The following is a 25,824-nucleotide window of genomic DNA, read 5'->3' on the forward strand; positions in this document are numbered from 1 at the left end:
TGTGCATGGTGTCCGTCCTTTCGGGAGGGTGTGGAAAGTGTTGGTGGTGGGGATCGACTTCGGCACCCTGTCGGCGCGGGCCGTGGTGGTCCGCGTCTCGGACGGGGCCGAGCTGGGCAGCGCTGCCGTGGACTACGCGCACGGCGTGCTGGAACCCGAGCCGCAGTGGGCGCTCCAGGTGCCTTCGGACTACCTGGATGCCTTGCGAGCAGTGCCTTTGGCGTTGCGCGAGGCCGGCGCGTCCCCCTCGGACGTGATCGGCATCGGCACCGACTTCACCGCCAGCACCGTGCTTCCGGTGCTGGCGGACGGCACACCGCTGCAGTCCTCGTCCCCGCACGCCCTGGCGAAACTCTGGCGCCACCACGCGGCTTCTTCGCAGGCCGCGCGCTTCAACGCCGTTTTCGCGTCAGAGCAGTGGATGGAGATGTACGGAGGACTGACCTCAGCGGAGTGGGAGTTCCCCAAAGCGCTGCAGGTGCTCGAAGAGGCACCTGATGTGTACGCCAGCATGGGACACTGGGCGGAAGCCGCGGACTGGATCGTCTGGCAGCTGACCGGAACCTATGTGCGCAACGCGTGCACCGCCGGTTACAAGGGACTGTACCAGTCCGGCTACCCGTCGCCAGCCCTTTTGGCGCAGTTGCACCCGGATTTCGGTTCCTTCGCAGCTCAGAAGCTCGACGCGCCGATCGTGCCGTTGGGCACGCGGGTCGGCGGCCTGTCCGCTTCGGGCGCTGCGCTGACGGGACTTCGGGAGGGCACTCCGGTCGCGTGCGGGGTCATCGACGCGCACGCCACCGTTGCGGCTGCTGGAGCTGCTTCGCCCGGCCGGTTGGTGGCCGTGATGGGCACCTCGACCTGCCACATGATGGTGGGCTCTTCGCTGCGTCCCGTACCCGGCATGTGCGGTGTCGTGGACGGCGGCATCGTGCCTGGCCACTGGGGCTACGAGGCGGGCCAGAGCGGCGCCGGTTCGATCCTCGCCTGGTACGTGGAACACCAGGTGCCCGCGTCTTATTCCGCCACCGCCGCCTCCGAGGGAATCTCGGTCCACACGCTGCTGTCGCGCCTCGGGGACGGCCGCCCGGTCGGCTCGCACGGACTGGTCGCCCTCGACTGGAACGACGGCAACCGCTCTCTCCTGGTCGACCATGCACTGTCCGGCCTCGTGCTGGGTCAGACCCTCGCCACCCGCGCTGAGGACGTGTATCGCGCGCTCATGGAAGCCACCGCGTTCGGCACGCGCACGATCGTCACGGCGTTCCGCGAGGCGGGCCTGCCGGTGGAGTCGTTCGTGGCAGCGGGCGGCCTGACGCAGAACCCCGTGCTCATGCAGATCTACGCCGACGTCCTGGGCATGCCGGTGTCCCTGATCGGCTCCGCGGAAGGCGCCGCCCTGGGTGCCGCGATCCACGGAGCCGTCGCCGCCGGGGCGTACCCGTCGATCCAGGATGCTTCCGCGGCAATGGGTTCAGTGCGCCGCGACGTCTACTCCCCCGACCCCGCGAGGGTTTCCGGCTACACCCGCCTGTACGCCGAATACATGATGCTGCACGACCACTTCGGCCGCGGCGGCAACTCCGTCATGCACCGCCTGCGCTCCTTCAACACTTCTTCCACTGCAGGCGATACGTCGTGCTGACACTCGAATCCGTCGAGTCCATCGTCATGAAGCTCACGTTCCGCTTGCCGGTGACTTTCAGCTCGGTCTCGATGCTCAACGGCTTCTTGTCCTTGCACGGCCCGTGAGCCACCGAGTCAGGTTTGTCCGTCACCTGCCAGTTATCACTCATCGGCCCCTGATATGTGTGCATGCTGTGCCGCGTAGGAAACCCCGGGAAGTGGTAACTGTTGCGCGCGGTGCCTTTCGCACCCTGCTCCAGGCTGGCGAACCCGCGGTAGTCCGTGGCCGCGATCCCGTACGCATAGCCGTCCGCGTGGTTGAGCTCGAGCTCGATCGTGCAACTCTTCTTGGCCTCACTCCCCTTGGCCTGCACCAAGAAGTCGCTGTAGGTCACCGTGAACGCCTCGTTGTCCTCCGACATCGCCACGTTCGTCGTCCCCTGCGGACATCCCGTGCCGCCCACGCTCACCACCTCGACGGTGACCGGTCCAGGTGGAACCACCGCCACAGCCACCAACGCCATCGCCGCCGCCAGCATCGAGGCCTCCTCACATCGTTGTGGGAGAACCTATCGAGCCGCGCAATCACGCGAACGGCTCAGCGACCGCGCAGCTTGAGGATCAACGCCCGCGCCTCTTCGCGGCACTCGTCACTCCACTCGGCGACACAACCGGCCGCGATCACCCGCACATGCCGAGGAGTTTTCTCGTCGAAAGCGACCTCGTGAGCCACCAGCACAGCGCGGCTGCGCAGATCACGTCGCAGCCAGAGCAACCGCTGCGCCGCCTTCAACCGGACCAGCGGGCCGAACCCGGCATCGTCCGCGATGGCCGACAACTCGGGAATCACCGCGGACGGATGTGTATAAGAGACAGGTCCAACGGCCGGGCGATCGGGAGCAACTCCCGCAGCACTTTGAACATCGCCTCGCGCCTGGTCGGCCAGCGCGAGCAGATGTCCTCCGCGGCGAGACGACGCAGGTTCACTCCGAGGCCGTCGTCCCTGACCATCGCCTCCAGCACCGCCTTCGCCTGGGCTCGCCCCAGTTCGCCCATGCTGGCGAGATCGGCGGCGGCGCGGCGGCGCAACGCCGGTACGGCGGCGGGATCGGCCGAGATCGCGGTGAGTGCGGCGGCACAGGCCGTCCGGTCGTCCGCTGAGAGGTCCCCCAGAAACTCGACGGCTCGCCACCTTTGGGCGGGCATGGCCATCGGGTTGTCGCGGATCGCCCGAAGCTCACCGAACGCACGTGCGTAACGGAGTTCGTCGATGCGCATTCGCCACGGCGCATCCCGATCGGCCAGGAGGAAGTCGTGCACCGACGGCTCGGCGGAGATGGCGCCGATGAGCAGCGCTGCCTTCCGGCGTTCACGCATCGGACGTGCTTCATCGTGGACGATCGCGGCCGCATCGCCGTGCACGCGTGCCCACGCGCCCAGCTCGGCGGCCTTCACGAGCGCCGTCGTCGTTCCCTGCGTCAACAGGAGATCGAGCGCTTCATGATCGGTTCGCACGGACAGCCTGGCGAGGGCCAGCGCGGCCTCCCGGCGATCGTTGGACCAGCTCTCCGGGCCGGAGATCACCTCACGGACCGCCTTCTCCGCCTCTGCCCGCAGAGGGAGGTCGTCCCAGATGTCGGGCCGTGGGCCACGATGGGCCATCGAGACCGAACCGTCGGCCAGCAGGAACCGCTCGACCTCCGTTCGCAGCCTGCGCGGTAACACCGACGTGCGGGCCAGCCACCCGGCGATGGCATCTCCCAACTCTGGATCACGGGCCAGCGCGACGATCAACCCGACCAGCCGCGGTATCACCGGTGTGTCCACTCTCGACAGTGCCATGGCGGCGAAAGCGCGCTCGTCCACTGTCAGATGAACGCTCTCCGCGAGCCTCCAGAGGACCTCGATCATCGTCGGCAGATGGACGCGATCGAGTTCTACGAGCGCCTCTGCCGCACCGCATCGGACAACGACCTGCTCATCGGCGTCCCTCAGGACCGACAGATGGAAGTCGACCGCCTCCTGCCGCGCGGAGGGATCCAGCTCGTTCGCCAGGCTCAGGTAGGCGTTCGACCGTGCCAGGAAGCTGCCGCATTCACACTCGGCGTGCTTGCGCAGCAAGGAGAGCGCAGGTGTGCCCAGTAGACACGCGGCAGCGGTGACCTCCTGGTATTCCCTATCGGGATCGCGGACCAGCGCCCACAGGCTGGCACTCACGTCGGCTCCGAGTGCGGCGAGATCGTCGACGAGCGCCCTCCAAGTGCTCAACGGCATGGCACCACACGCGCCGAACACGCGGTCCACCGCGGTGGGGAGCCAAGTGCGGTCGATCCTCGTGAGCATCAGCGCCACGCGCGCCCGGTCGTCGAGATCAGCCGTCTGGTCGTCGACGTACCGGCGCATCACCCCAACCGGCACGTCGCAGCCGAGGATGTCGAGCGCCTCCAAAGCGGGTTGGATACGGGACTGGTCGTTGTCGTCGAGGATCTCGTGGAGCGCTTCGGCGAACGAGGCGCGTATGCCGGGCCCCGACGACGCGAACTTCCTGGCCACGAACGGCGTGTCGAGAACAGCCCCGGAGCGCAGCAGGCGGACCACGCCGTCCACTGCTCTGCGGTGGAACGCTCCGCCGAGCCAGACGAGTGCCTGCGACGCCTGCAGCCGTGTGCGCAACGTCCGTTCGTCGTCGTGCAGCAAGGTGGTGAGCACGTCAGCGGCTGCCTCGCGCCGGGTGACGTCGGCACCGGAGAAGGCTGATCCCAGGCTGGGGAGCTGCACGGGCAGGTTCTGATCCCGCGCGATCGCGAGCATTTCCGCACCCGCCTGCTCACGCCACGCCGGCCCGTACGAGTGCAGTTGTTGCCAGGCCAGAAAGGCGACCTCCGGGTCCCGCTCGCCTCGCGCGATGAGCAGGAGCTCGTCGACGGCCTCGGCGTGGTACTCAGGACCACATTGGATCAGCTGGCTCGCGAGGTAACAGCGGTTCGTCGGATCAACGCCCAGATCTACCATCGACGCACGGATCTGCGCGATCGCGTCGGCGCGATGCGGCTCCCCCAGCCTCGCCAACGCACGCAGGGCGGAGACGAAGAGGTAGCGAGACCGGCCGATGTGTGCGAGCACCGACCGGAGGTGCCCGGCCGCCTCGTCGTGGAACGCGGGTCCCAGCTCCGCGAGCGCGCCCGCCGCCGAGATGACGCTCCCCCACTGCTCCGCCGGGTCGGAGAGCATCCTCCTGAGGTGCTCGGCCGCGACGTCCCTGGGACAAAGCGTGCTGAGGTGGACTGTGAGCGACTGGCGTTCCGCGGGTGCGCCGCCGCACTGGGTCGCGACCAGTTCCGCCGCGACCACACGCTGTCGCGGGCCGAGCGATGCCAGCGCGTTCGCTCCGTTGGCACGCAGATTGGGGAGAAGCCTCCGGTCGGTGGCGACTTTCTCCAGCAGTTGTGACGCCGACTGCGGGTCACCGAGCGACGCCAAGCCCACCGCTGCCTTCTTCCTGCCTTCCACGCTGTGTGCCCGATCGCGCAGCACGGACAGGAAGATCTCCGCGCACTGCTCGTGGAACTCCAGGCCGATCTCGATCAGTCCCAGTGCGGCTTCGACCAGATCGGCGACCGGTGTGTCCACATCGGACACGGTCCGTTGGAGTGCGGCGACCGCGTGGTCACGGGCTTCGCCGCCGAACGCCGCGAGCACGACGGCGGCACCACGGCGATCGGACCCCGTCGCGTACGGGTCGCCGAGGACAGAGCGCAGGCCGCGTTCGGCCGCGTCCCGTGCGGTGGATCCGCTGTCCGCCAAGGCTTCCGCCGCGATCAGCCGATGTTCTGCCGGAGCTGAGGCGTTCTCGACGCCCGCACGCAGGAACGCGATCGCCTCGTTCGCACGCCGGTCGCGCAGCCGCACCGCCAGCGCGGTCGCGGCTTCCGCGCGTGACTCCCAGGGCGCCTCTTCGTCGTGGAACAGGTCGGCGAGCCAGTCGGCCAGTCCGGGGTGATGAGTGGCTCTGCTGGTTCTGGCCAGGATGTTCGCGGCGCGGTACTGGGTGGTCATCGCCCAGCCGCGCACGGTGGTCAGGAACTCGTCGACCACCGGCGCGCTCGCGGGCAGGTGCTTGCAGAGCAGCCGGGCGGCGATGAGGTGCTGCTCCGAGGTTCCGCCGTGCAGCCGGCGCAGCAGCTCGTCCGCCTGGTCGGGGTGCAGGTGCGTGTAGTGCAGGAGCACCGCGCGGGCGAAACGGCCCGCCTCCCACGACTTCGCCGCGTGCAGCAGCTCGGCGACGGCCGGGTCCCTGGGGTCGAACTCGGCGGGCAGTTCGCGGGCCTCTGCCGTCGCCGCCACGTGTTCGGCGAAGCTGTGGTGCAGGAAGGCGAGGTCGCCGCCGCGTTGGACGAACGGTCCCGCGGCGGTGAGGTGGTCGATCAGCTCGTCGGCGGTGCCCGCGCCGGGGTGACACTCGACCCAGCGCCGCACGGCCGTGCTCAGGGAGACGTCGGAGCGGCGCCTGCTGCGGCCCAGGACTTCGACCAGGGCGGTGCGATGGCGTTCGAACGCCGGCGGTGTGGAGCGCGAAGAGGAGATGAATCCCAGGTACGACTCGTAGAGCTGGAACTGGTTGCCGGGCAGCGGCCGGTCACCGTGCCGTTCGAAGACGATCGCGGCGATGGTGGCCAGCAGCGGTACCGCGACCAGTTCGGTGAGGTGGGCGTCGCGGATCTGGTGCAGGAACGTGCGAGTCTGGTCCTCGTCGCCGAACCAGCACCCGGCGAACCGGCGCAGCCCCTCCTCGTCGAACGGCAGCAGCTCGTAGCGCATCGCACCGGCGCGTTGCAGGGCGGAGAGCGCGCCGCCTTCCGCGGGCCTGGTCGTGAGGACGACGCGATACGGGTCCTTGCCCGCCCAAGCGGCCAGGGTGTGCACGATCGCGGCGCGGGCTTCGGTGTCCGCGACCTCGTCCAGCGCGTCGATCAGCAACAGCCAGCGGTGGCCGGACACGCGCCGGGCGAACAGCGCGGGATCGAGTGGTCCGGTCAGGTAGCGGCCGTATTCGGCGGAAGCGCTCGTCGCGAGCGTTTCGGAGATCGACTGCCCCAGATGCGTGGCGAGCAGCCGGGCGGGGAGGCGCAGGGGCACCACGGGTTCCGCGATCGGGGCCTCGCCGGTACAGGACCAGGCCCTGACGATGTCCGCGGTGAGCCGGAGCGTGAGGGTCGACTTTCCCTGGCCGGGGCCGCCGGTGATCACCAGGTGGTCGTCGTTGTCGAGCGCCGACCGGACCGACTTCGAGGGTGGCCGCACGACCGCCCTCGCGACCGGCGCGACCGGTGCGTCGACGAGCAGGCCGTGCTCGTCGTAGGCCGGGGCAGGCGGCTGGTCGGCCGGGGCCTCGTCGAGGTCGTTGCCGATGTCCTGGCGCACGTAGACGGTCCCGAGCGTCGGCCTGCGGGCACCGGGGAGCTGGTACGGCAGGAGGTCCGCGGCCTGCTCCTGGGCCCACATCAGGTCCTTGACCCCGGCCGGCAGGATCGTGGCCGATGCCCAGCCGCGGGCTTGGATGCTGAACCTGAGCTCATCCTCCGCCATCCGGGGATGGTCTCACGATCACTCGGTGCATTTCGTGCCAAATCAAGGACTTCACGCGCCTGCCAGGGCACCTACCACGTGGATCACGGTGGGGCGGTCGGCGGTGAAGGCCTTGCGCAGGGCTGTGGCGAACTTGTCCTCGTCGTCCACGGTCAGGCCGTGGCAGTTGAGGCCCTTGGCGACCTTGGCGAAGTCGATGCCCGGGAGGGTGACGCCGTGGACGGGTTCGCTGCGGTCGGCCATCTCTCTGCGGATCTCGCCGTAGCCGCCGTTGTCGGCGATGATCACGGGCAGGGGCAGGCGTTCCTGGGCCGCGGTGGCGAGTTCGGGGAGGGTGAACATCACGCCGCCGTCGCCGTGCAGGGCTATGACCTGACGGTCCGGGGCGCCCATCTTGGCGCCGATGGCCGCCGGGAGGCCGTAGCCGAGGGTGCCGAAGCCCGTCGGGTACAGGAAACTGGCCGGGGCTTCGAGGGGCAGGTTGGACAAAGTGCCGTAGTAGCAGGCCATTGCGCTGTCGGCGGCGACGATGGCGCCTGGGGACAGGACTTCCTGCATTGCTTCGATCAGTGGAAGCCATGGAGCGCCTTGGGTTCTGGCGTGTTTGCGGAAGAGCCTCTGCCAGCGTTCGGCGCGTTTCACCGCTTCCTCGTTGGGTTTGGTCTTGCCGAGGCGTTGGTTGAGGGCGGTGACGGTGGCCTGGGCGTCGCCGACGAGGCGGTAGTCCGGGAGGGCGTTGGTGATCATCTGCGCTGGGTCGACGTCGATGCGGATCAGGTCGCCGGAGAACTTCAGCGGGCCGTTCCAGAGGTCGGTGGAGGCCAGTTCGGTGCCGATGGCGAGGACGACGTCGCATTCGGCGACGAACTCGGCCACCGCCTTGTGGTGCAGGCCCGCGCCGATGGAGAGCTGGTGGCGTTCGGAGAAGGTGCCTTTGCCGTTGGCGGTGGCGACGACCGGGGCGCCGAGGCGTTCGGCGAGGGCGGTGATCTCCTCGGCCGCGCCCTTCGCGCCGCCGCCGATGATCAGGCCGGGGTGGGTGGCCGCGTTGAGACGGCCTGCCGCGGCGGCGATGGTGACGGCGTCGGCCGGTGGGTGGGCGACGATGACCGGGGCCACCTCGTTGACCTTCTCGAGGGCGTCGACGAGGTCGAGCGGGATCTCCAGGTGGGCCGGGCGGGGGCGGCCGGATGTCATGTGCGCGAAGGCTTGTGCGACCGCGAGGGGGATTTCGGCGACGCTGTGGACGCGGTTCGAGTAGCCGATGACGGCTTCGAGCGCGGCACTCAGGTGGCGGGCCTCGTGGAGGGTGCCGTTGCCGCGGCCGGGGTGCCGCAGCGGCATGCCCGGCGAGATGAGCAGGACCGGCACGGAGTCGGAGTACGCCTGGGTCACCGCCGTCATGGCGTTGAGCACCGCCGGGCCGCTCGTGGTGAGGCAGACGCCGGGTCTGCCGGTGACGCGGGCGTAGCCGTCGGCGGCGAAACCGGCGCCCTGCTCGTGGCGCGGCGTGACGTGCTTGACGTCGTGCTCGGCCAGGGCGCGGTAGATGCCGAGGTTGTGGGTGCCGGGGATGCCGAACACCAGCTCGGTGCCGTGCGCGACGAGTGCGCGCACCAGGGCGTCACCCCCGCTCATGCGAGGAACGGTCATGCTCATGCCACGCGGCGTCCGCTCGTGTCGTTCAACGTGTCCCCCGAAGGGATGATCAGCGCGTCGACGGCCAGCACGCCGTCAGGGCCCACGCGCACGGGGTTCAGCTCGATCTCCGCCAGGTCCGGTCTGGCCACGAGCGTCTCGGAGATCTGGGCGATCACCTGGGCCAACGCTGCCACGTCCACGGGTGGTGCGCCACGCCGGCCGGACAGGAGCGGGGCGGTCATGAGGCGTGCCAGCATGTCCCGCGCTGTGGCGGGAGTCACGGGCGCGAGCTCGATCGCGGTGTCCTTGAACAACTCTGCGTGGATGCCGCCCGCCCCCACGAGAATCACTGGGCCGAACGAGTGATCGCGTTTCGCGCCGATGATCAGCTCGACCGCGTGCTCGCGCGTGTCCATCTCCTCGAGGACGTAGGTGCCGGGGCCGAGCCTCGACTCCATCTCCTCGAACGCCGCGGCCGGGTCGGCGAGGTTGATCTTCACGCCGCCGTGCTCGCTCTTGTGGGCCAGCCAGTCGGCCTTGAGCGCGTACGGCCCGCGCAGGGTGGTGGCCTCGACGTCGGCCAGGCTGGTGACCGCGTGCGCCTCGGGGAATCTGACGAAGCTCAGCAGCTCGCGGGCGGCGAGATAGCCCGGCTGGTACGGCAGGCTCGCGCAGGGGTCCCCTCCGAAGGGGTCCCCTGATTCAATTCTCCCAGGCAGCACCGACAATTCCGGGCCGCTCGCGGGGCCGACGAGCGGGCGAGAGAGCGCGCCGAACCGGGCAGCGTCGCCCAGCGCAGCCACAGCTCGCTCGATCGTGTGCTGCACGGGCACGCCACCCGCCCGCAACGCCCGCACCGCAGCGGAGTCCGCGCACATGCTGTGCACGGTCACCAAGACGCCTGTTTCCCTTGCCAGAGCACAGATCGAGGCCGCGACCGACACCTCGGCGGACTCCAGCGACGGCGTGTCCGCTCCATAGCTGCCGAAGTACCCGGACAACACGATGGTGTCGACCTCGCCCCCGTGCACCAGAGCCGAGACCGCGCGGGTGTAGTTCGCCATGTCCTGCTCCCCCGCGCCGGCGAGGTCGATCGGGTTCCGCCCGGAGGACAACCCCGGCACCGAAAGTCCAGCGGCCACCGCGAGATCCGCCGCGATCGCCCCCTGGCCGCCCGAGTCGGAGATGATCCCGGCCCGGCGCCCGCGCGGAATCCCGGACTTCACAACAGCGGCGAGGTCCACCAGTGCGGCAGGCGTCGAAACCCGCACCGCACCAGCACGGCGACAGGCCGCGTCCACAACGTCCGAAGAGGACGTCAACGCTCCGGTGTGTGACAGGGCGGCTTCCTGGGCAGCGGCGGACGATCCGACGGTCAGCAACACCACCGGTTTCCCGGCCGCTCGCAAGGACGACATCGCCGCGATGGTCCCCGGCCCGAAGCTCTCCAGGTACACCCCGACGACCGCGGTCATGTCGTGGGAAACCAGTTCCAGCAACGCTTCCGTCGCCGTCACGTCAGCCTGGTTGCCGACCGACACGAACCGCGACACCCCGATGCCCGACGCCGCCGCGAGCCCTGCGATCTCCAGCCCGACCTGCCCGCTCTGCGACACCACGCCCAACGAGCCGGGCTGGAACTGCCCCCACGCGAGGTGCAACGACGTCGCCGCGTCGAACACCCCCAGGCAGTTCGGCCCGAGCAGACGCGCCCCGGCCTCGCGAATCCGGCCGATCACCCCTTCGTCGATGCCCGAGGTGATGCCGACGAACCCGCGCACACCAACGGCCAGAGCCTCGTCCACCACCGCGGGCACAACAGCGGCAGGCACGGCCAAGACCACCAGCTCGGGCGCCTCAGGCAGTTCCGACAAGGACCGGACCGTCGGATGTGAGAGAACCGAGCCACCACTGCGGTTCACGAGGTGCACGGCCCGCCGGTCAAGGCCGGCCAACGCACCGCGCGCGAGCCAGTGGCCCCACTTGGCGGGGTCGTCGCTGGCACCTACGACCGCGACGGACGCGGGGTCGGAGAAGATCATCTCGCACCGAGGCCGCGGGAGATGACGAGGCGCTGGATGTCCGAGGTGCCTTCCTCGATCTCCTCGAGCTTGGCGTCGCGCATCCACCGCTCGACCGGGTACTCGCGCGAGTAGCCGTAGCCGCCCAGGGTCTGCACCGCGGCGTGCGTGCACCACATGGCGTTCTCGGAGCCGACGAGCTTGGCCATCGCGGACTCCTGCGCCACCGCGTGCCCCTCGTCGTACAACGCGGCCGCGCGCACGGGTGTCGACGCGGGTGGCCATGTCCGCGAGCCGGAACGCCACCGCCTGGTGCTGGATGATCGGCACGCCGAACTGCTGCCGTTCGCGCGCGTAGTCAGCAGCGAAGTCGAGAGCGGCGCGCGCCAGACCGGTGGTGGCAGCGCCGATGAGGATGCGCGACGCGTCGAACGTGCGCATCAGCCCGGCGAACCCCTGGCCCTCGTCGCCGAGCCGGTTCTCGACCGGCACCCGCACGTCGTCGAGGAACACCTCGGCGTTGACGATCGCGCGCTGGCCCATCTTCTGGAACGGCGGTCCGACCGTGAGCCCGGCCGTCTCCCGGGGCACGACGAACGCGGTCACCCCACGAGACCGCTTCGACGGGTCCACGGTCGCGAAGATCACGAACGTCGAGGCGTACGGCGCGTTGGAGATCCAGGTCTTCTGTCCGTTGAGGACGTACTCGGAGCCTTCGCGTCGCGCCGACGTCTGGATGCCCGCCGCGTCCGACCCGCTGCCGGGCTCGGTGACGGCGACGGCGGTGAGCGGCGGTGCTTGCGTCCCCAGTGGACTGAGGAAACGTTCCTGCTGCTCAGGCGTGCCGAGGTGCTCGATCGGCGCGCTGAAGAAGCCGTTGGACGTGATCAGGTTGCCGATGCCGATGTCGCCGTGGCACAACTCCTGCTGGACGAGCACCTGGGTGAGCAGGTCGGTGACGCCACCGCCGCCGAACTTCTCCGGGATCATGAAGCTGGTCAGCCCGAGCCGGGACGCCTTCTCCCACACGTCGAGCGGCGACTCGGTGTCGGCCTCGTCGACGGCACGCCCCCGCGGACGGATCTCCCTGGCGGCGAACTCGCGGGCCAGCTCGACGAACTGCTCCTGTTCGGCCGTGAGCCGCAGGCCGTCCCTGACGGTCCGCCCCATCTCGCACTCCTAAATTGACTGACGAATCAGTTATTCACGATCCACGGGGCAGCCTAGTTGTGTCAAGACGCATCAGGAGGTGCGCGAACGGGTGATCCCGGGGGCGTATTTTGGGCGCCGTGGAAGTAGTGATCACCTGCGTCGAAACGACCGGTGCCCAGGTCCGGCTGAGCGACTGCGTGGCCTTCGACCAGGACATCACGACGATGTCGGTGGAGCTCCGCGCGAACGGCCTCGAAGCCCGGCGCGGCGTCGAACTGCTGGACCACGACGGGTTCGCGCGGTTCCTCGAACAGCTCGCGGCGGACTTCCTGGGCTGGGACGACCGGCGGGCGTGGCGGTCGTACGACGAGGAGTTCGCCGTGACGGCACGCTTTCACTCGCGCGGACGTGTCGAGCTGCAGTGGACACTCGCGGACACCGTGAGCCACGCCTGGACAGCGGCAGTCACGACGTGGCTGCACGCCGGTGAGGACATGGCGCGGCTGGCCGCCGATGCGCGCGAGCTGTTCGACGCGCGGTGATGGTCCTGCGGTAGCTCAGAACCGCGACAAGGCCGCCCGCACGATGTCGAGGGCCTCGTGCGGCGTGAGGCCCAGTTCCGCCGACATCGACGCGTACTGGGCCGCCGCCGCACGGATGCGCTCGCGGTTGTTGTCGCCGTTCGCGCTCACCACGGTGCCCGCGCGGCCTCGGGTTTCGACGAGGCCGGCCTCCTCCAGCTCGCGGTAGGCGCGGGCCACCGTGTTGACCGCCAGACCCAGGTCTTTCGCCAATGCGCGCACCGTAGGCAGTTTGGCGCCCACCGGCAGTTCCCGGTTCGAGATGGCGTGGGCGTAGTGCACCCGCACCTGCTCGTACGGAGGTGTGTCCCCGTGGTGGTCGATCTTCACTGCGCCCCGCCCCTCCCCGCATGTAACTACCTCTGTATTGACCAACGGAGGAACGCGGCTGAGGTTGCGGTCAATTCACCGAAGATTGGTCTGGTCCGCACCCATCCGCACGTAGAGCTTGCGCCAGCCCTGGTCAGCCGCTGACGCTGCTTTGCCGTCGCAGTAGGCCTTTGTGCCGTTCGTGGTGTAGTAGCGGAGGATGGATAACGAGACGACGGTGTCCCATTTACCTTCGTCGAAGTACTCCTCCCCCGGCTGCTGCTCCTGATGCTTCATGCACGAGATGTCGGACTGCTGTTCGTCTGGTTGGCATTGTCCTGCTCCCTTCCCACGGCCGGGGATCCGGAAGCAGGACGCCTGCCGGTTCGAACCTATTCTGCGGATTTCGGAGCGACGACCGTGCCACGAGCACGGGTTACGACGATCGGCGCAGCCAGCACGTCGGCCGCGGAAGGTCCGCGTTCGGGCGCCGACCGGCACACCACGCGCGCCTCGAACTCGATCTCACGCGAGCGCTTTCCGATGCGCACCAACGTCGCCGTGGCCTCGACGACGTCGCCGGCCTGGATGGGTGCCGCGAACTCGACCGAGCTGTACCCCGCGAACAGCCCCTCGTCCGAGTCCGTGTGGATCAGCAGCTCGGTGGCGACGTCACCGAACATGCCGAGCCCGTAGGCACCGTCGACCAGGTTGCCGCCGTAGTGCGCGTGCGAGTGCGGCACGTAACGGCGGTGCGTCACCTGAAAACCTTCGACCAAAGCCCCGCTCACGCGGCGACCCCCTTCTTCTCCTGCATCGCGTGCACCAGGTAGCTCGCGACCTCACCCGGCGTGGTGCCGCGTGAGAAGACCCTGTCCACCCCTAGTTCCCCTGCCATCAGGGGATCGAACCGCGGTCCGCCCGCGACGAGCAGCGGCCGCTTGTCCCCCATCGCCTCGCGGAACGCCGCGGACATCTCCTGCGTGTTCAGGATGTGCGCGTCCCGTTGCGTGACGACCTGCGAGATCAGCACCGCGTCGGCCTTCTCCGCACGGGCGCTGCGCACCAGTTCCGGGACGCTCACCTGCGCGCCGAGGTTCACGACCTTCAGCTCGCGGTAGTACTCCAGGCCCTTCTCGCCCGCGAAGCCCTTGATGTTGAGGATCGCGTCGATGCCCACGGTGTGCGCGTCGGTGCCGATGCAGCCGCCGACGACGACCAGCTTGCGCCGCAACACCTTCTTCAGCGTGGTGTTGACCTCGGACGGGGTCAGCAGCGGGTACTCGCGCTCGACGACCTTGACGTCGTCCATGTCCACGATGTGCTTGACCGAGCCGTAGACGACGAAGAACGTGAAGTCGTCGCCGATCGGGTGCGAGTGGACCACCATGGCGGGGTCCATGCCCATCTTGTTCGCGAGCTGCTGCGCCGCGCCGTCCGCCTTGGGGCCGAAGGGAATCGGCAGCGTGAACGACGTCTGGACCATGCCGTCGCCGGTGGTGTCGCCGTACGGCCTCACATACCTGCTCATGCTTGGGCCTCCAGCATGTCGCTCGCCGGGTTGAAGTACGCCTCTGCCTTCTCGATGACGCCGTCCGCGCCCTTGCCCTTGTCCGCTGGGCGCTTCATGAGGCCGAACGTGCCGTCCGCGATCGCGTTCAGCAGGCCGTCGTCCACGATGCGCTCCAGCAGATCCACTGCCTCGCCCAGAACCTGGTGGGCGCGCTTGACGATCAAGCCGTCCGGGGCCGGCCGGAAGTCCTCGGCGAGGCTGCCGGCCGCGTTCAGCACGTACCGGACGTTCTGGAGCGCGAGGTCGCGGTCGGACAGGAACGGCGTCACGACGGCTTCCGTCATCATGCCGACGAGCAGAATGGACTGTCCTGTCAGGACGCCTGCGAGGTTGAAGAACCCGTCCAGCAGGTAGCCGTTGAAGACGTCGCCCGTCATGTGCTTGGTGGGCGGCATCCACTTCAGCGGTGCGTCCGGGAAGAGTTCGCGGGCCAGCAGCGCGTGGGCGAGTTCGAGCCGGAACGAGTCGGGCACCCTCGGGTTGATCTCGAAGGCGTGACCGAGGCCCAGCAGGTGGTCGGGCAGTCCCGCCTCGTGGGCGAAGTGCTCGTTCAGGAGCTGGCTGACCGTGACGGTGTGCGCGGCGTCGACGGCGTCCGCGGTGGTGAGGTAGTTGTCCTCGCCGGTGTTGATGATGATTCCCGCGCGGGCGTGGACCTGGCGGGAGAAGCGCTGGTCGACGAACGTGCGGATCGGGTTGATGTCGCGGAACAGAATCCCGTACATCGAGTCGTTCAGCATCATGTCGAGCCGCTGAAGGCCGGCCAGCACAGCGATTTCCGGCATGCACAGGCCGGACGCGTAGTTGGTCAGCCGCACGTACCGGCCGACCTCCTTCGACACGTCGTCGAGCGCGGCCCGCATGATGCGGAAGTTCTCCTGGGTGGCGTACGTGCCCGCGAACCCGTGGTGCGTGGCGCCTTCCGGAACGTAGTCGAGCAGGCTTTGGCCGGTCGAGCGGATCACCGCGATGATGTCAGCGCCTGCCCGGGCCGCGTTCTGGGCCTGCACGACGTCTTCGTCGATGTCGCCGGTCGCGACGATCAGGTAGATCCACGGCCGCTGCGCCGGATCTCCCCACTTGGCGACGAGCTTGTCGCGCTGGACCCGGTTGCGGTCGACCGTCTTGAGGCCCTTGGCGACGGCGGAGGTGGCAGCCTTCCTGGCGGCCGTCAGCTCCTTGCCAGTGGGGATCTTGAACTGGATCTGGCCCGCCGCGGTGGCTTCCGCGAGCTCGGTGAGGCTGCCGAGGTTGTGTTCTTTCAGGGCCTGGAAAGCCGGGAGCACCACGCCGTGCTCCAGCCCGCACTGCTCGCGGACCGTGTCGATCACGCGGTTGACCCACGGCACGTCACCGGCGCGGTGGGTGGAGTCCGCGCCGGTGATGCCGGCCAGGCGAAGCGTGGCGCGCTCGACGGCGACGGTGGTGTGCGCCTTCGCGATGGACACCACCGGTTCCGCCGCCCGCGCCGCGAGTCCGCGCGCGGTGGCGACGACCTTGGGGTCGAGGTCGAGCAACGCCATGAGTCACTTCCTCTCGTGAATTGTCCGGCCGTTCAGGACGGTTCGCACGCAGACGGGCGCCGGACCGGTCAGGTCGGGCAGCCCGGGAACACCAGAACGCGGGTCGGTCGACCAGCGCTGGACTCGCGAGTCACTGGCCGCCACCACGAGGTCGCCCGTCTCCCACACCGCGTAGGTCGCGGGAGCGCCGGGCTGCAACGTGCCGGTCAGGCCGTCGTCCACGCCCGCCGCACGCCAGCCACCGCGCGTGTGGGCGGTGAAAGCAGCGCGCGGCGAGATTCCGTGGCCATCGGTCTTGTGGTGCACGGCGGCGCGCACGGCGGCCCACGGGTCGATGGCGGTCACCGGGGTGTCCGAGCCGAACGCCAGCACGACGCCCGCCGCCGCAAGACGTGAATAGGGATTCAGCCCCACTCCGCGCTCAGCCCCGAGGCGCTGAACGTACATTCCTGCCGGCCCGCCCCACTCGGCGTCGAAAAGCGGCTGAACCGAGGCGATGACGCCCCACCCGGCCAGTTTCTGGGCCTGCTCCGACGAGACCATCTCGACGTGCTCGAGGCGGTGGCGTGCGGAAGCCAGCTCGGGCGTGCCGAGGGCCTTCTCCGCGATCTCGAAGCCCTCGATCACGGCGGCCATGCCCGCGTCGCCGATGACGTGGAACCCCGCCTGGATGCCCTCTTCGGTGCACTTGATCAGGTGGTCCGCGATCTGCTGGCCGGTCAGGTACAGCGCGCCTGAGGTCGAGGCGTCGGCGTAGGGCTCGGTGAGAGCGGCCGTGCGGGAGCCGAGCGCGCCGTCGACGAAGTGGTCGCCGGCGAGGCCTCGGACCTCGACTGACGGCTTCTCGTGCGAACCCCAGTAGGCGACGACCTCGGGGCCTTCGGTGTGCTGGAGCAGTTCGCGCAGGTCGTCCTCGCCGGAGATGTCCGGGCCCGCGCATTCGTGGACTGATGCGATGCCCATCGAAGCAGCGTGGCGGAGGAACGTGAGCTGCGCGGCCTGGCGTTGCTCGGACGTGATCGCATCGCGCGCCACGCGACGCACGACGTGATGGGCGGCGCGAGAGAGTGGGCCGTCGTCCGAGAAGCCGTCGGCCGTGCGCGCGTCGTCGGTGATCAGGTTCGACGACACGAGCGCCGAGTGCACGTCGATGCGCGACAGGTAGACCGTCTTGCCCTGCGCGGCGTCGTCGATCTCCGCACGCGTCGGCGGCCGGTTCTCCTGCCATCGCGTCTCGTCCCACCCATGCCCCCACACCATCGGGCCCTCGGCGTCGCGAACGAGTTGGAGGATTTCCGCGATGGAGGTCGTGCGGGTCAGGTCGAGGCCGGTCAGCAGCAGTCCGGCGGACGTGGCGTGCACGTGGGCGTCGACGAACGCGGGCGCGACGAAGGCACCGTGCAGCTCGATGACCTCGGCGTCGGGGTGCAGCGCGCGGCCCACCGAGTCCTGGCCGATCCACACGATGACGCCGTCCGTGACGGCCATGGCCGTCGCATCCGGTGCGTAGATGCGTCCGCCGACCAAAAGTTGCGTACTCACGTCACGCAGTCTGCCGTTGCTCGAACAACGCGCGCACACCCGGCTGGGTCCGGACCAGGTCCAACGCGAACGCGGCGTGACCAGGCACATACCCGTTGCCGACCAGCATCTCCACGTCGGCGGCGAGACCTTCGGCGCCGAGAGCCGCCGCGCTGAACGAGGTGGCCATGGAGAAGAAGATCACGGTGCCGCCGTCGCCGGTAGCGAGGATGGCGCCGTGCTCGCACCCCGGCACGTCCACACACACGACCGTGACATCAACCTGCTTGCCGACCGCTTCGGCCACGGCGACGGGGTTGCGTGCGTCCGCGATGACGACCTCGTCAGCGAGGCCTGCCTTGCGGACCTGCTCGGCTTCCTTTTCGGTGGGGACGAGTGCGACAAGACGCGTCGCACCGGCCTGACGTGCGGCCGCGAGAGAGAGCGAACCGGACTTGCCACCACCGCCGAGCACCAGCACGGACCCGCCGGGGTGCTGGCGGACCACTCGATCGGTCAACGCCGGCGCCCCGCACACGTCCAGCACGGACAGCGCCAGCTCGTTGGGCATGTCCTCCGGGAGCACGGCCGCGATGGACCGTCCGAACAACACCGCGGTGCCCCGGCACGGCACCTGCTCGTCCTCGCCGTCCCAGTCCTGCAGGCCGTCGTTGATCTTCAGCGGCGTCAGCGTGAGGCTGACCAGCGTCGCGATCCGGTCGCCCGCCTTGAGGCCGAGCGGTGACTCCGGGCCGACTTCGAGGACCGTGCCGAGCAGCATGCCGCCAGAGCCGGTGACCGGGTTCTGCATCTTGCCGCGCTCGGAAACGATGTCGAGCACGGCCTGCCGAACCGCGTCACCGCTGCCGTGCTGCTCCCTGAGCTGCCGGAACGACGCAGCGTCCAGGTTGAGCCGCTCGACCGCGACGATCACCTCGTCGGCCGCGGGGACGGGTTCCGCGTCCAGCCGCCACGCCTGCTGCGGCAGCACACCCGCGGGCTCGAGGACGCGGTGCAGTCCGTACGCGCTCACCTGAAAATCCTTCGGTCGACGACGCTGTCTCGAAGATATCTTCACGTGAACCGTAAAGAATCCGCAAGCTTCACTTGACAAGTCGTGTGACCACACCGGAACCGCGATCGGTGCCGAACCGGTCGCCGACCTCCAGCACCACGGGGACGTTCAGCGACAACGCGACCAGGGCGGCACCTTCCGGCACATCCGCGGAGCCGAGATCCACAAGCTTCGCGTCCACGCGCACCCCGCGCAGGACCAGCTGGGTGTCCGCCGGAGGCAACGGCAGCATCAGGAACGCCTGGATCTCCTGGCACATCCGCGTCGTGCCCGGCGCCGCCACCACCTGGACGGGCTTGAACTCGTGCCAGTTGGGTGCGGGAAGCACCACGCGCACCAGGTCGCCCGCGAACGCGGTGGTCACCAGCTCATCGGCCAACTTGATCGCGGAAACCCCGACCGTGGTGGCGCCGGCGCCCTGACCTCTCAGCTCAACGACGTCGTCCACACTCACCTGGCCTCGCACGATCCGCCCGGTGAACTCCGGCGGTTCACCCGCAGCGACGTCGGTCCTGGCAACCGGCATCAAGAACGGCCGGTCGCGAACGGCCGGTACGTCGTGGTCCAGCACCGGCACCAGCCCGCGCACGTCGTCCAGACTCGTGAGCCGGACCACAGCCGAGTGCTCGAACGCGAGCTCGGCCGCCAGTTCTTCCAGGTCCGCGAGGAGCAGGTCGTCCTGACCGGGTCCGACGACGGCGAATACGACCGCGCGCACCCCGACCTTGGCGGCCACCAGCAGCTGTTCCTCGCCCTGGTCGGTCACACCGTCGTCCGCGCCGACGATCATCAGCGCGCAGTCAGGCCGCCAGGCCCCCGAGACGAGGTAACGCAGACGCTCCTCGTGTTGCGCGCAGTCCACATGCGCGAAGCGCCGTGAGTAGACGGCATACCGGTGGACGACTCCCGGAGCAGCCATCTCCGAGCGGCCTTCCTGCAACACGCAGAACACCTTGGCGACCGTCTGGTCGCCGTCCACGTCCGCGCCGAGCGAAATGAGCACCGTTTCCGCGGGCTGACGCTGTTGCACGGCGGCCAGCAGACTGATGGCGCCGCTGTGGTCCGGTTGCAACCGCAGCGCGTACTCGGCCAGGTCCCGTTCGTCGCTGCCCCGTTCGAGCCACCGCCTCCCGGTTTCAACGAGCAGATCCGCGCAGAGCCGCAAGGCGACGTCGTGTCGCTCGGCGACCCGCACCACGAGCTTCACGTTCGTGGTGAACTCGACCAGAGGCAGGACACCGTCGCCGCCATCAGGTGGGTTCATGCGGAGTGCGGTCAGGGTGCGATCGATCAGATCGGGGCCGAAGCTGTCGTGGATCAGATCCCGGACGAGCGCTCGCACGACCAGATGGACCGCGAGCCAGCGACCCGCTGAGGACAGCAGCGACACCCGGTGCAGAGCGCGAACCGCGTTGTCGAAGCTGTGCGCGTCCACGTCCAGGATCCCCAGCACCACCTCCCGGTCGAGCGGGAACGCGGTCATCGCCAGCACCTTCAGCAGATCGGACGTGACTCGGTCGAAGGAGTCGACCGGGCCGAGAACGTTCCTGAGCTCCGGATGAAGGGACGTTCCGCGCTCCTCGAGCAGCGTTCGGTACGCGACTGCGGACGCCCCGGTCTGGCGCATGTACGCACCGGCGAGAGACAGCGCGAGCGGGAGGTGGCCGAGCTTCCTCGCGATGTCGCGGAGGACGTCGAGATCTCCCGGCCCGAGCAGCGAGAGCGAGTCGTCGCCGAACATCGCCGGCACCTCGATCACCGTGCCGTACTCGGCCCAGTCCGGATCGGTCGAGGTGATCAGCACATCGCCTCCGCCAACGCCAGGAAGCCGATCGAGCAAGGTGTGCGGGCTGCCGGCGCCGTCGAAGACGAGCAGCCACCGTCCGCGCGCGGTGAGGCTCTGGATCGCCTGCTCCGGCGCCACCTGCAACGCCCTGGCCAGCCTCGCGACGTCTTCGTCCAAGGTGTCCGCACGGAGGATCCAGATCACCTCGTACGCGCTGGTGTGTGCCTCGGCGTAGGTGCGCGCGAGGGTCGTCTTGCCGCCACCGCTGATGCCGACCAGAGCACAGATCGTCGGCCTGCCCACCGCTGCCGTGGCGAAGCACTTCTCGATCTGGCGCTGAAGAGCCGGACGGGGCACCTCGACGAGTCGTGCCACCGGAACGTTGTCGATCGCCGAGCCGGTGCCGGGAAACGCGCCCGCGGTCTTGACCTCTGTCAACGGGAGGTCGAGCCGGCGGGCGAGGCGGGCCCGTGCCGTCGCCTGGTCCAGGTCGAGCAGGCTGGTCATCGGCTGATCGGCGAGCGACGCCGGAAGCTCGGTCCGTTGCACCATCACGAAGACGACCACGAGGCGCGCCGCGATCGCCGCCGCCAGCGACCGCTGTGTGCGTTCGTCGGTGAGAGCGGCGGGCGACACGAGCAGGATCATCCGGCTGTGGGCCTCGAACCCGCCGATGTCCGGATCGGCCACGGACACCCCCGCTCCGAGCCCAGTCAGCTGGGAGGCCACCCACTCGCCCCACCTTGTGTCCTCCGCCGCGTAGCTGAGCAGCAGGTCCGTGCGCGAAGCAGCGGCGACCGTCGCGGTCGAGTCCACCGTGGACACGGCCTTCACGAACGACACGTAGCGTTCCATGTCGACGCCCACGAAAGTGTCCCGCTCCGAGATCTTCAGCGACAGCAACGACCTGAGCGCCGGGTACAGCTCGGAGAACCGCTTCACCTGTTCCACCAGCACCAGGTCCGGCTCGTCCCGTTCCAGCACTGCGGGTGTGCGGTAGGCCTCTTCCAGCCGTGCGAGCAACGTGTGGTCGTCCACCACTGCCCGGTACACCTGCCGGTACTGCGCCTGGATCACGACGAGTTTCGCGAGCACGGGCGGCACCACGCCGTCAGCGAACTCCTTGAGCAGGCTAAAGGCCTGGACGCTGCGCTTGATCCGGCGCGGGTTGTAGGGCGGGCTACCGCGCAGGACAGGCACGCAGTCGTGCACGTCGACGTCGTCCGACAGCGACCGGATGAAGTCCTCCACCCGTGTCTCGGCGGCAGGCGGCAGCGAGTACGGCAGCTGCACGACCTTCTCGAAATAGGTCTCCCCCAGCTCGCGTCCACCTGCGTGCAGGTCCTTGTACTTCACCGCGATCGCGTGCTCGATGATCTCCCGGTCGACCGCGAGCAGGAAGACGCAGCCGGGTTCGTCCAGCACGAGCTTCACGGTCTCGACGATCTGCAGCGTCTGCTCCGGCAGGCACCTGTCGAGATCGTCGATGATGACCACCAACGGCTTCGACGCGTGCACCACGTCCAGCACGCCGCGGAACTCCCGGTTGAAGTCGTCGAGCAGCGCGCTCTGTTCGCGGTGGGCCTGGCTGCGGCGGAACTTCGAGAGGTCCGCGCCGAGCTTGATGTCGAAGAGCTTGAGCAGCGCGTCCGGTTTGGCGCCCAGCCCCGCGAACAACGCGACGAGAACCCGGACGACGGGTGAACTGAAGATCGGGTTCGCTGCGAGGGAGTTCGCCACGGGGTTCGATGGCACGGGCACCAGGCTGATCGCCATCAGGATGAGCACCGCGAGTAACGCTACCCGGAACAGCAGCACGAACGTCTTGCGGCAGACCTCCCAGGCACCTGCCCTGAAGTCGATCGACTTCCACCAGATCCGCAGGCGCGCCCACGGACGGCGGTACCAGGGCACAGACAGCTTCGATTCGGTGATGATCCGCTCGATCAGGGCAGACCAGAGGTTCTCCTCGCGGACGTACTTCCAGGCGTTGAACCAGATCGGCTTGATGCCGCGAGCCCGCAACGCCTGGTCGACCATCATCAGGAAACTGGTCTTGCCGCTGCCCCACTCGCCGTACACGCCGATGGTCCAGGGCGTGCCCGCGCGGTTGGTTGCGCTGATCCTCGTCGCCAGCGGTACCGCGAACTGGTCGAAGCCGAGCTTGTCGTCGGCGGTCGGCTGATCGGGAACCGGCATGCTCGTTTGTCGCCAGCCGACCGCCTTTCGCTACTGCAGGCGGAACCAGCGGCAGTCGTACGGCGCGAGATCGACCTTGGCACCGCTCTTCGCGGGCCTCACCCGCTTGCCGGTCAGCAGGTCCGTGAGCACGCCTTCCGCCGGGATCCTCACGGTGATCTCCCTGTTCGCGAGGTTGTGCGCGGCGATCACGGTGCCGCCGTCGCAGTCCGCGCGATGGGCGAACACGGTCGGGTCACCCGCGTCGAGGACCTGGAAGTCGCCCCACGCGAGTTCGGGGCACTCCCGGTAGAGCTGGATGAGCTGGCGCATCCAGGTCAGCAACGACTCGGGGTCGTGGCGTTGCTCCTTCGCGGCCTCCCAGTCCATCGGCACGCGCACCGCCAGCCTGCCTTCCAGCTTCAGGTCTTCCTTCAGACCGATTTCTTCTCCGTAGAACAGCACCGGCGTGCCCGGCAGCGTGAACAGCAGGCTGTAGACCATGCGGATGCGGCGCTGGTCGTCCTTCAGCATGCCCGGCAGCCGTCGGCGCAGACCGCGGCCGTAGAGCTGCATCGACGGGTCCGGGCCGAACGCGTCGAAGACCTCCTGGCGTTCGTCCTCCGGCAGTTTGTCGAGGGTCAGTTCGTCGTGGTTGCGGACGAACGTCGCCCAGTGTCCGTCGCGCGGCGGCTGCGGGCGTTCCTGCAACGCCTTGACCAGCGGTCCGCTCGACTGCCGCGCCAACGCCAGGTACATCGCCTGCATGCCCACGAAGTCGAAGCACATCGTCAGCTCGTCGCCGACGCCCTGGCCGTAGTAGGCCATCGTGTCCTTGTACGGCAGGTTCACCTCGCCCAGCAGCACGCCCTCGCCGTTGCGGCGGTTGAGGAACGCGCGCAGGTCGGTGAGGTAGTCGTGCGGGTCGGGCAGCGAGAGGGCGTCCGTGGGGTCGTTGTGCTCCAGCAGGAACGGGACGGCGTCGACGCGGAAGCCGCTCAGGCCCAGTTCCATCCAGAAGCCCATGATCCGGGCGATCTCGTCGCGGACCTCCGGGTTCGAGACGTTCAGGTCGGGCTGGTGCTTGTAGAAGCGGTGCAGGTAGTACTTGCCGACCTCTTCGGAGTACTGCCAGAGGCTGTTCTCCTTGTCCGGGAACGTGATCCCCTGCGGGCCGTCGGTCTGGGGCTCGTCGGCCCAGACGTACCAGTCGCGCTTCTCGGGGTCGTGGAACCACGGGTGCTGGTCCGAGGTGTGGTTGACGACGAGGTCCGCGATGACGCGCATGCCCCGGTCGCGTGCCGCGCGAACGAACTCCACGAAGTCACCCAATGACCCGAGGCGCGGGTCCACGCCGTAGAAATCCGTGATGTCGTAGCCGTCGTCGCGTTCGGGCGTGGGATAGAACGGCATCAGCCACACACACGTGACCCCTAGTGCGTGGAGGTGGTCGATGCGTTCGGTGGCGCCTTTGAAACCGTTGTCGGAGAAGGTCTCCACGTCGAGGCAGTAGAGAACGGCGTTCTTCCACCAGACGTCTGACGTGCGGATCATCGGGTCACCTCAACGAATGCGTCGATGAACGGAATCAGGTCCTGGCCGACGTGGTGCAGGTAGATCTCCTCGAATCCGAGCTCGCTGTAGTTGTGCAGCTGCTCGAGGTGCCACTTGAGGTCTGACGACACGTTGACGACCTGTGCGACCTCTTCCGGCGTGACGTGCTCCGCGACCACGTCGAAGTGCTCGGCCAGTTCCAGGTCCCAGCAGACCGGTGGTTTGAACACGTTGGTGCGCCACTGCTCGTGCGCGATCTTGAGCGCGGTGTCGTCGTCTTCCGCCCAGCTGAGGTGCACCTGCAGGTGGAGCTTGCCGCGGCCGCCCGCGTCCCGGTAGGCGCCGGCCAGTTCCCGCAGCCGCTCGGGTGGGGCGTTGACCGTGATCAACCCGTCGGCCCACTCGGCGCACCAACGCGCGGTCTCGGGGCTGACGGCGGCACCGATGAGCTGTGGCGGCTCGTCGGGCAGCGTCCAGAGTTTCGCGCGGTCGACGCGGATGAGGCCGTCGTGGCTGACCTCCTCGCCGTCGAGGAGCGCACGGATGACGTCCACGCACTCCCGGAGTCTGGCGTTGCGGAGGTCCTTGCGCGGCCAGCCGTCGCCGGTGATGTGCTCGTTGCTGGCCTCGCCGGTGCCGAGGGCGGCCCAGAACCGGCCTGGGTACATCGCGGCGAGGGTGCCGATCGCCTGGGCCGTGATGGCCGGGTGGTAGCGCTGGCCCGGGGCGGTGACCACGCCGAACGGGAGGTTCGTGGCCTGCAGTGCGGCGCCGAGCCAGGACCAGGCGAACCCCGAGTGGCCCTGTCTGGAGCTCCACGGGGAGAAGTGGTCGGAGCTCATCGCGGCTGTGAAGCCGGCCTGTTCGGCTCGTTGCACGGCCGTGAGCAGGGCGGTGGGGTGGATCTGCTCATGTGACGCGTGGATGCCGTAAACGGTCATGCGACTTCAGGTACCCCGCACGGAGATCAAGGCAACCTTTGTCGCGGCTCGGGCGTGCACGAGTCATGAAGATCCTCATCGCCGCACTGGCGGCTCTCGCGTTCGCTCTCACCCCGTTCGCAACCCAGGAAGCGCCTGCTCAGAACCCCGGCTGGTGCTCGGACCAGTCCGTCGGCGCCGGCCCCTGCACGTAGCCCGAACTTTTTTTCGGGGAACCGTTGAACCGATCCCGAACAGCGTCCGTGTGGATGGCAGCACCCTCGCGGAGGAGGAACGGCGATGTTCAACGAGACCCGGATCGGCACTGCCACCGTCGTCGAGTTCATCAGGCCGGACGGCACGGTCGAGCCGATGAACGTCGACCTCCAGTACCGCTCGGACGATCCGCACGCGGTCACCATGCGGTTCCAGACGAGGGACCAGGAGTCGACCTGGGTGTGCGGGCGCGAGCTGCTGTCGGACGGGCTGCTGTCGCCCGCGGGCATCGGTGACGTGCGGCTGCGGCCGGACCACGGGGACGTGCTCGTGCTCGAGCTCTTCACCGAGGACTCGCACGCCGTGTTCCACCTGTCGGCGGACGAGCTGGGCCGGTTCCTGGACTCGACCTACGCCGTGGTGCCGGCCGGGCGTGAGGCCCTCGACTTCGAGCTGCTGCTCAAAGATCTGCTCGCCTGACGTTCCGGGACGTTCCGCGACGTTCCGGGACGTTCCGGGGCGCTCGCGGCGCTGTTCGGGGCGCTCGCGCTGGTTCTCGGCC

The 25,824-nt window shown here is 68.8% G+C and carries 20 protein-coding genes and 1 pseudogene; 4 read left to right on the forward strand and 17 right to left on the reverse strand.

Translation table 11 applies throughout. The features are described from left to right. The first annotated feature begins 28 nt into the window (after nucleotides 1–28). Nucleotides 29–1,645, forward strand: coding sequence for a ribulokinase (locus UK23_RS23225; RefSeq protein ID WP_045313718.1), 1,617 nt, complete (start codon nucleotides 29–31; stop codon nucleotides 1,643–1,645). Here the strand turns inward: UK23_RS23225 and UK23_RS23230 are convergent. From UK23_RS23230 to UK23_RS55055, 7 genes and pseudogenes are all read right to left on the reverse strand, one after another. Beyond that, nucleotides 1,608–2,165 (reverse strand): DUF4360 domain-containing protein, encoded by a 558-nt coding sequence (locus UK23_RS23230; protein ID WP_045313719.1) that lies wholly within the window; start codon nucleotides 2,163–2,165, stop codon nucleotides 1,608–1,610. The two genes, UK23_RS23225 and UK23_RS23230, sit on opposite strands and share 38 nt — an antisense overlap. A 59-nt stretch (nucleotides 2,166–2,224) precedes the next feature. Then, nucleotides 2,225–2,476 (reverse strand): hypothetical protein, encoded by a 252-nt coding sequence (locus UK23_RS23235; RefSeq protein ID WP_045313720.1) that lies wholly within the window; start codon nucleotides 2,474–2,476, stop codon nucleotides 2,225–2,227. After that, nucleotides 2,473–7,212: an NACHT domain-containing protein gene (locus UK23_RS23240; protein ID WP_045313721.1), complete on the reverse strand. Its 4,740-nt coding sequence runs from the start codon at nucleotides 7,210–7,212 to the stop codon at nucleotides 2,473–2,475. The genes UK23_RS23235 and UK23_RS23240 overlap by 4 nt, the downstream gene beginning before the upstream one ends. A gap of 51 nt (nucleotides 7,213–7,263) precedes the next feature. Further along, on the reverse strand, nucleotides 7,264–8,850 hold the full coding sequence (locus UK23_RS23245; protein WP_196777835.1) for a thiamine pyrophosphate-binding protein: 1,587 nt from the start codon (nucleotides 8,848–8,850) through the stop codon (nucleotides 7,264–7,266). Nucleotides 8,851–8,867: 17 nt separating this feature from the next. After that, on the reverse strand, nucleotides 8,868–10,895 hold the full coding sequence (locus UK23_RS55045; RefSeq protein ID WP_045313736.1) for an acetate--CoA ligase family protein: 2,028 nt from the start codon (nucleotides 10,893–10,895) through the stop codon (nucleotides 8,868–8,870). Then, nucleotides 10,892–11,083, reverse strand: coding sequence for an acyl-CoA dehydrogenase family protein (locus UK23_RS55050; RefSeq protein ID WP_419503898.1), 192 nt, complete (start codon nucleotides 11,081–11,083; stop codon nucleotides 10,892–10,894). The genes UK23_RS55045 and UK23_RS55050 overlap by 4 nt, the downstream gene beginning before the upstream one ends. Before the next feature lie 70 nt (nucleotides 11,084–11,153). Beyond that, a pseudogene (locus UK23_RS55055) lies at nucleotides 11,154–12,044 on the reverse strand (acyl-CoA dehydrogenase family protein); the annotation flags it as partial. Nucleotides 12,045–12,163: 119 nt separating this feature from the next. On the opposite strand from UK23_RS55055, the gene UK23_RS23255 reads away from it, so the two are divergent. After that, a complete protein-coding gene (locus UK23_RS23255; RefSeq protein ID WP_156213323.1) occupies nucleotides 12,164–12,568 on the forward strand; it encodes a DUF6228 family protein in 405 nt (134 codons plus the stop codon). Nucleotides 12,569–12,583: 15 nt separating this feature from the next. Here the strand turns inward: UK23_RS23255 and UK23_RS23260 are convergent, their stop codons facing one another. The 10 genes from UK23_RS23260 to UK23_RS23305 all read right to left on the reverse strand — a co-directional run bounded on the left by UK23_RS23260 (nucleotide 12,584) and on the right by UK23_RS23305 (nucleotide 25,067). Then, on the reverse strand, nucleotides 12,584–12,937 hold the full coding sequence (locus UK23_RS23260; RefSeq protein WP_045313724.1) for a GntR family transcriptional regulator: 354 nt from the start codon (nucleotides 12,935–12,937) through the stop codon (nucleotides 12,584–12,586). A 75-nt stretch (nucleotides 12,938–13,012) separates the two neighbouring features. Beyond that, nucleotides 13,013–13,213 (reverse strand): hypothetical protein, encoded by a 201-nt coding sequence (locus UK23_RS23265; protein ID WP_052684959.1) that lies wholly within the window; start codon nucleotides 13,211–13,213, stop codon nucleotides 13,013–13,015. A 95-nt stretch (nucleotides 13,214–13,308) separates the two neighbouring features. Continuing rightward, on the reverse strand, nucleotides 13,309–13,677 hold the full coding sequence (locus UK23_RS23270) for a hotdog fold domain-containing protein (protein WP_231114630.1): 369 nt from the start codon (nucleotides 13,675–13,677) through the stop codon (nucleotides 13,309–13,311). 26 nt (nucleotides 13,678–13,703) lie between these two features. Next, nucleotides 13,704–14,447, reverse strand: coding sequence for an OAM dimerization domain-containing protein (locus UK23_RS23275; RefSeq protein ID WP_045313726.1), 744 nt, complete (start codon nucleotides 14,445–14,447; stop codon nucleotides 13,704–13,706). Continuing rightward, on the reverse strand, nucleotides 14,444–16,012 hold the full coding sequence (locus tag UK23_RS23280) for a lysine 5,6-aminomutase subunit alpha (RefSeq protein ID WP_045313727.1): 1,569 nt from the start codon (nucleotides 16,010–16,012) through the stop codon (nucleotides 14,444–14,446). Before UK23_RS23280 ends, UK23_RS23275 begins: the two co-directional genes overlap by 4 nt. Before the next feature lie 3 nt (nucleotides 16,013–16,015). Further along, on the reverse strand, nucleotides 16,016–17,563 hold the full coding sequence (locus UK23_RS23285; RefSeq protein WP_045313738.1) for an amidohydrolase: 1,548 nt from the start codon (nucleotides 17,561–17,563) through the stop codon (nucleotides 16,016–16,018). Next, nucleotides 17,556–18,566: a hypothetical protein gene (locus UK23_RS23290; protein ID WP_045313728.1), complete on the reverse strand. Its 1,011-nt coding sequence runs from the start codon at nucleotides 18,564–18,566 to the stop codon at nucleotides 17,556–17,558. The genes UK23_RS23285 and UK23_RS23290 overlap by 8 nt, the downstream gene beginning before the upstream one ends. 70 nt (nucleotides 18,567–18,636) lie before the next feature. Beyond that, the gene (locus UK23_RS23295) at nucleotides 18,637–22,593 is read right to left on the reverse strand and encodes a P-loop NTPase fold protein (RefSeq protein ID WP_045313729.1); all 3,957 of its coding nucleotides are present in this window, start codon (nucleotides 22,591–22,593) and stop codon (nucleotides 18,637–18,639) included. 30 nt (nucleotides 22,594–22,623) lie between these two features. After that, the gene (locus UK23_RS23300) at nucleotides 22,624–24,126 is read right to left on the reverse strand and encodes an alpha-amylase family protein (protein ID WP_045313730.1); all 1,503 of its coding nucleotides are present in this window, start codon (nucleotides 24,124–24,126) and stop codon (nucleotides 22,624–22,626) included. Beyond that, entirely contained in the window at nucleotides 24,123–25,067 is a 945-nt protein-coding gene (locus UK23_RS23305) for a TIGR03885 family FMN-dependent LLM class oxidoreductase (protein ID WP_045313731.1), read from the reverse strand. Before UK23_RS23305 ends, UK23_RS23300 begins: the two co-directional genes overlap by 4 nt. A 65-nt stretch (nucleotides 25,068–25,132) precedes the next feature. Here UK23_RS23305 and UK23_RS54640 point away from each other — a divergent pair, with 65 nt between their 5' ends. Both UK23_RS54640 and UK23_RS23310 read left to right on the forward strand, forming a co-directional pair. Then, nucleotides 25,133–25,261: a hypothetical protein gene (locus UK23_RS54640; RefSeq protein ID WP_269112299.1), complete on the forward strand. Its 129-nt coding sequence runs from the start codon at nucleotides 25,133–25,135 to the stop codon at nucleotides 25,259–25,261. A gap of 85 nt (nucleotides 25,262–25,346) precedes the next feature. Continuing rightward, nucleotides 25,347–25,742, forward strand: a complete 396-nt coding sequence (locus tag UK23_RS23310; RefSeq protein WP_045313732.1) for an SsgA family sporulation/cell division regulator — start codon at nucleotides 25,347–25,349, stop codon at nucleotides 25,740–25,742. Nucleotides 25,743–25,824: the final 82 nt, after the last annotated feature.

This window comes from Lentzea aerocolonigenes, from assembly GCF_000955955.1.
Classification (GTDB): domain Bacteria; phylum Actinomycetota; class Actinomycetes; order Mycobacteriales; family Pseudonocardiaceae; genus Lentzea; species Lentzea aerocolonigenes_A.

Bases quoted from the DNA above. Each gene is read 5' to 3' on its own strand.
- UK23_RS23230 (WP_045313719.1), bottom strand. From the start codon at position 2,165: ATGCTGGCGGCGGCGATGGCGTTGGTGGCTGTGGCGGTGGTTCCACCT.
- UK23_RS23240 (WP_045313721.1), bottom strand. From the start codon at position 7,212: ATGGCGGAGGATGAGCTCAGGTTCAGCATCCAAGCCCGCGGCTGGGCA.
- UK23_RS23245 (WP_196777835.1), bottom strand. From the start codon at position 8,850: ATGAGCGGGGGTGACGCCCTGGTGCGCGCACTCGTCGCGCACGGCACC.
- UK23_RS55045 (WP_045313736.1), bottom strand. From the start codon at position 10,895: ATGATCTTCTCCGACCCCGCGTCCGTCGCGGTCGTAGGTGCCAGCGAC.
- UK23_RS55050 (WP_419503898.1), bottom strand. From the start codon at position 11,083: ATGGCCAAGCTCGTCGGCTCCGAGAACGCCATGTGGTGCACGCACGCC.
- UK23_RS23265 (WP_052684959.1), bottom strand. From the start codon at position 13,213: ATGAAGCATCAGGAGCAGCAGCCGGGGGAGGAGTACTTCGACGAAGGT.
- UK23_RS23275 (WP_045313726.1), bottom strand. From the start codon at position 14,447: ATGAGCAGGTATGTGAGGCCGTACGGCGACACCACCGGCGACGGCATG.
- UK23_RS23280 (WP_045313727.1), bottom strand. From the start codon at position 16,012: ATGGCGTTGCTCGACCTCGACCCCAAGGTCGTCGCCACCGCGCGCGGA.
- UK23_RS23295 (WP_045313729.1), bottom strand. From the start codon at position 22,593: ATGCCGGTTCCCGATCAGCCGACCGCCGACGACAAGCTCGGCTTCGAC.
- UK23_RS23300 (WP_045313730.1), bottom strand. From the start codon at position 24,126: ATGATCCGCACGTCAGACGTCTGGTGGAAGAACGCCGTTCTCTACTGC.
- UK23_RS23305 (WP_045313731.1), bottom strand. From the start codon at position 25,067: ATGACCGTTTACGGCATCCACGCGTCACATGAGCAGATCCACCCCACC.
- UK23_RS54640 (WP_269112299.1), top strand. From the start codon at position 25,133: ATGAAGATCCTCATCGCCGCACTGGCGGCTCTCGCGTTCGCTCTCACC.
- UK23_RS23310 (WP_045313732.1), top strand. From the start codon at position 25,347: ATGTTCAACGAGACCCGGATCGGCACTGCCACCGTCGTCGAGTTCATC.